Here is a 4407-nt window from a genome sequence, read left to right on the forward strand (position 1 = left end):
GAACACCACGAAGCTCTCCGGGGCCGGGCCGACGAAGCGGTAGCGCGTCATCTCACCGCCGTACTGCAAGGGCGTGAAGGGAGGAACGCTCGTGACGATCTCCACCTGTGCGTCCGGCACGACCTCCAGGACTCGGGGGTCGATCGCCACCATGTGCGCGGCGGTCGCGTGGAGGGCGGCGTGCTTGTCAGCGTTGTTGAGCCGGGTGAGGACGACCAGCGGGTGCTGCTTCGCGCCTTGAGGGTCTCGGCTGAGGTCGACCCCCTGGTAGGGCTGGAGGCTCTCGAGCAACTCGAAGTCCGCCCGGCTCACGTTGGCAAGTGGACCGCCGGCTGGGTAGCCCGCCGCGACATCTCTACGCCAGGCCGACGGCTTAAGGCAGATCGGGCAGGCGTTGCCGTGCGAGGGACTCTCCCCGTTGCGGAGCACCAGGACGGAGACCAAGTTGTCGAGGGCGCTCCGGAGGTTGTGGGCTACCTCTCCCAGCAGCGCCCCCAGGCGGGAGAGGGCATCTCCTCCGGCTTGAACAGCGACGAGAAGGTGCCGTCTGGGTTCGCCGTAGCACTGCGCGCTCCGCGCACGTCCTCCCACGGCTCGGTGTATCGAGCACTCGGGAGACGTCCCCGAGCAGTAGGTCGAGCATCCCCCGAGCCCGGCCAATCTGGAGCTTGGTACCGTCCATGACGGTGTCCGGGTCGGTCCGGTGCAAGTTCCCCATGAACGGAACTCTCGCGTTCACCCCTGACAGGTCTCGGCGGCGCGCCGCCCGGCCCCCGGTGGAGTCTCGATCACTGAGGGCTAGACGCACGACATCGGCAGGGGACAGATGGTTTGTCTGATTCAGGGACGGACCGGCAGCCTCACCTGTGCGTTTTTCTACGTTCGAGCTCTGTGTTGCTTCCTCGCTAGCGTTCGACGACTGACTTCGGTTCGGCAGCGGAACGGTTACGGTCGATGCGTCACTGATGGCGGATGGACGGGGAACCAGGGTGAGTAGTAGTGCGACCGAATCGCCCGATCAGCAGCACCGCGGCGGGGTGCACCGGACGGTCAACCGGTGGCTGTCCACCATCGCGCTCCTGCTGTCGATCATCATCCTGGCCGCGATCATCATCGGTGGGGTCCGGTTGATCACCGCTGCGAACGAGATCGGCGACCGACTGGGAGAGCTCGGGGGGAACGACTCGACCACGTCCGACTCGTACGACCCTGGCGACTACAGCTATGACAGCGGCACCGGCCTAAATGAGGACGGCACTCCCTATGTGCAGCCTGACGACGCAGACCCCGGCAGCTACATCGGGCCGCTGAACCCGGATGGAGCTCCATGCGTCGGCTACGGCTGCACTCCTGAGCAGGACGCTGAACTTGACGCTCAGGAGGGTGCCGTCCCAGGGAGGGACGGAGCCGGCGAAGGTGGTGACCTTGAGACGCGTTGCTCGGACGGCACGGCAACGGTCGAGGAATGCTTCGGGCCGGGCTCGGACGAGAATGACAATGGCATCGCCGACGTAAACGAGTAGCAGCAAGCGATGGCGCCGTCGGCAGCCGCAGCCGCCAGCAAATTCCGCCTTGCAGTAATCGCCCAGAGACCTGGCGTCGCTGGCTGACCCGGGTTGGCGCGTCGCCGGTGCGGCGAACTTGTGCAGCGTCGTTGGCTTTGGGCTGCCCCTGGCGTTATCGCATGGCGACCTGGCCCGACCTGTTGAGGGCTTGGTTTACTGACTCAGGTCTCTACTCTCTGGGACTAGCGGGGACGGTCGTCAAGCGCGTTGGGCGAGCGTTCCCACCAGTCGATTTGCGCGCCTTCCTGACCTCCCAGGAGCAGGTCTTCGAGCGGCTTCGTCACCCGACCCTCGCCGACCTGGCGAATCCACGTGTAGGTCGGGCGATGATCGCCTCTGTGAGCGAGCCCCAAGTGTTCACGAAGCCGCCTATCTAGGCTGTCGGGTCGGGTGCAGTGGCCGATATTTCGGCGCAGCTCGTCGTCGAGCGGGTCATCGCCGACCAGGTGGAGCGCGTAGATGTCGGCTTGGACCATGTTCTCGGGCTTGGCTCTGCGCATCCAAGTCACCTTCCCGTGAGGGATGGGGGCAGCTGTGCGCACCGCTGCCAGACGTGGTGGCGCTGTACGCCGGCGGGGGCCAACCTCGCTGTGACGATCCGTTGCCAGTTCTGCCGGCTGCAAGAGGCTCGCACTGGGGGAGCTTTACTGATCGGGGTCGGCGCGCTCGCCGCTCGCCGCTCGCTGCTCGCCGCTCGCCGCTCGCCGCTCGCTGCTCGCCGCTCGCCGCTCGCTGCTCGCCGCTCGCCGCTCGCCGCTCGCCGCTCGCCGCTCGCAGGCCAGTCAGCCGTCGGAGACATCCAGTAGCGCCTTCAACTCTTGCTGAGCCTCGAAAGCCGCATCGGCAACCCTTGCGAGGTGGCCCGCCCCGAGCGTCGACAGACTTCTGGTCGGATGCATGACAGGGTTACGCAGATCCCTGACCTTCAACAAACGCTTGTGAAGATCGGAGGTCAGTATCCTGCCTTCCTTCTCAAGCAATGCCACCATGTCTCCGAGGCCGAGGCACTCGACGGCGTGCGTTTCCCTCCCCGACGCTCGCGCCTCTTCGTATGCCAGTCGAAGACTGAAAGCTGCGCCTTCCGGGCCAGTCCCGACTTGGTGACACGGGATGCTCTTGACCACGTCGGACTCTCGCACCGACACTCGAATTAGCGACGACAAGGACATCTCAACGGCGGATATGAGCACATGAAAGTGGCATCGTGCCGCATGGCGGTCCAGGTCACTCGGAGTGATAAAGCCCTCGAGGCCGCCACGACCAACGGTGAAGCAGAACCCGGTCTCTGCCAGGTGCGGTAAGACGTCATTGATGCTGCTGACGGCCCCAGCGAAGCGACTCGCATCTAAGGCGTGGTAGCAGCCCTTGATCTTGGTGCCGCCTTGCAGGTTTTTCGTTGCTACCCACCCCACCCAGCGACCGCGATCACGAAGCGGCGCTTGATCGAAGTCGTGTTCTTGCAGACGAGCATGGGCCTGCTCGGCGGGCTCACGAAGATCAACAGCTACGACGGTCGCATCGTTCAAGGGCGTGGCCAGATGATGGGCCGCAAGTGCGTGGATCAAATCCACAAGCCGCACCCTCCCAGACGGCCAGAGCCACCGGCCCTACTCGGCTACGGACAACCCGGACGGATCGTGATGCATACCCCCTGGCCTTCCCAGCCCCGGAGCAGGCGGTCAGGGACGCCTGCGCGGGACCTACACAGGCGGCCGCGGTCACCCCGCCCGCGCGTAAGCCATTCGACCGCCGCGCCAGCTCGGGGTGGAAAGTCCCAGCGGGGTGTGCCGGGCAGTGTCGCCTGCTCTCGTATCTGCTGGTCTAGCCCCATGTCGACCCGTGTGCCGTTCCCGCCTTGAGGCTCGTGTCCCCGTTTCCTGTGCAGTTGCTCCATCTTCGGGGGGGCTACGTGTGGCGCTGCCGCACGCGGCTGCGAGGTCCTCGTGCAGCCGCTTCAGGGTCAGTGAGGAGTGCTCCTGGCGCTTCCAGGCTGAGAACAGACCGAGCAGGGGGAGCGGGCGCCCCTGGCAGGTTAGGCGCTATCGCACGCTCGTGATCAGATGCGCCTTGAACATTGCGAACTCTTCGTCGGTGAGGGCTCCTGCCGCGTGTAAGTCAGCGAGCTTCTTCAGCTCGTCCACCAGCGACACGGACGTCGCGGCCTGGACCGGCGGAGCCATCGGTGCGGTCACTGAGCGTTGCGCCACATCGATGAGCTGGCGCAGGATTGCGACGCCTTCCTGGGCCGGCTCATAAGGGCGGTTAAGGGGGATGGCGTTCGGCGCCTTGTAGGGATCTTCATCCCCGTTCTTCCAGACGTTCGTCTTCGTGCCGCTTTGGCCCGGCGACTGCAGGACGACCGCTCCGCTCATCATGCCCGTGTGGATCTGCACACCTACGAGGTTGCGGTAGTCCCAGGTCGTCAGCTCAGACCCGAAGCTGGCACCAGCCATGAAGCCCTTCTTGTAGACGAAGGCCCGCCGCTCCGTGCCGATGATCGCTTGATTCGACGGACCGGTGATGATGACCTGTACGTTTTCGTCTGGTCCGAGATTTTGGTCGAGAGCCTCGTTGGCCTTCCGGTGCAGTCGAGACCTGTCCGTCATATCTATCGTCGCCATGGCGCCGAGGTTACGGTTCTGCTTCGGCGGTTCGATGCGACACGCTCGGCACGGGGCCCGTCCTCTGTGCGACGGGCCCCTTCGGCAGCGGCGGCGTATCGACGACTGGCTCGGCGACACGGTTGCTGGGACCTTGGGTGGGCCGCGTGGCTGGCCTTGGACGGTGGCCGACAGCATCGAAGCCCTGATCGAGAGGATTCGGGCACGCTTGTTCGGCACCA

Annotated in this window: 5 protein-coding genes; 1 reads left to right on the forward strand and 4 read right to left on the reverse strand. The window is 65.3% G+C overall.

Going from position 1 to position 4407, the window contains the following annotated elements:
* A partial coding sequence (locus tag ACI79S_RS20660) for a hypothetical protein (RefSeq protein WP_456595316.1) occupies positions 1 to 312 on the reverse strand: 312 nt, incomplete at its 3' end.
* A 677-nt stretch (positions 313 to 989) separates the two neighbouring features.
* Between ACI79S_RS20660 and ACI79S_RS20665 the strand changes: the two genes are divergently transcribed.
* The gene (locus tag ACI79S_RS20665; RefSeq protein ID WP_456595317.1) at positions 990 to 1523 is read left to right on the forward strand and encodes a hypothetical protein; all 534 of its coding nucleotides are present in this window, start codon (positions 990 to 992) and stop codon (positions 1521 to 1523) included.
* 224 nt (positions 1524 to 1747) lie between these two features.
* On the opposite strand, the gene ACI79S_RS20670 is transcribed toward ACI79S_RS20665, so the two are convergent.
* The 3 genes from ACI79S_RS20670 to ACI79S_RS20680 form a co-directional block, all read right to left on the reverse strand.
* The gene (locus ACI79S_RS20670; protein WP_456595318.1) at positions 1748 to 2065 is read right to left on the reverse strand and encodes a hypothetical protein; all 318 of its coding nucleotides are present in this window, start codon (positions 2063 to 2065) and stop codon (positions 1748 to 1750) included.
* Positions 2066 to 2347: 282 nt separating this feature from the next.
* Positions 2348 to 3136 carry a hypothetical protein gene (locus tag ACI79S_RS20675; RefSeq protein WP_456595319.1) on the reverse strand — a complete coding sequence of 263 codons (789 nt, stop codon included), beginning with the start codon at positions 3134 to 3136 and terminating at the stop codon, positions 2348 to 2350.
* A gap of 468 nt (positions 3137 to 3604) precedes the next feature.
* Positions 3605 to 4186, reverse strand: a complete 582-nt coding sequence (locus ACI79S_RS20680; RefSeq protein WP_456595320.1) for an SHOCT domain-containing protein — start codon at positions 4184 to 4186, stop codon at positions 3605 to 3607.
* Positions 4187 to 4407: the final 221 nt, after the last annotated feature.

The organism is Blastococcus sp. SYSU DS1024, from assembly GCF_054050795.1.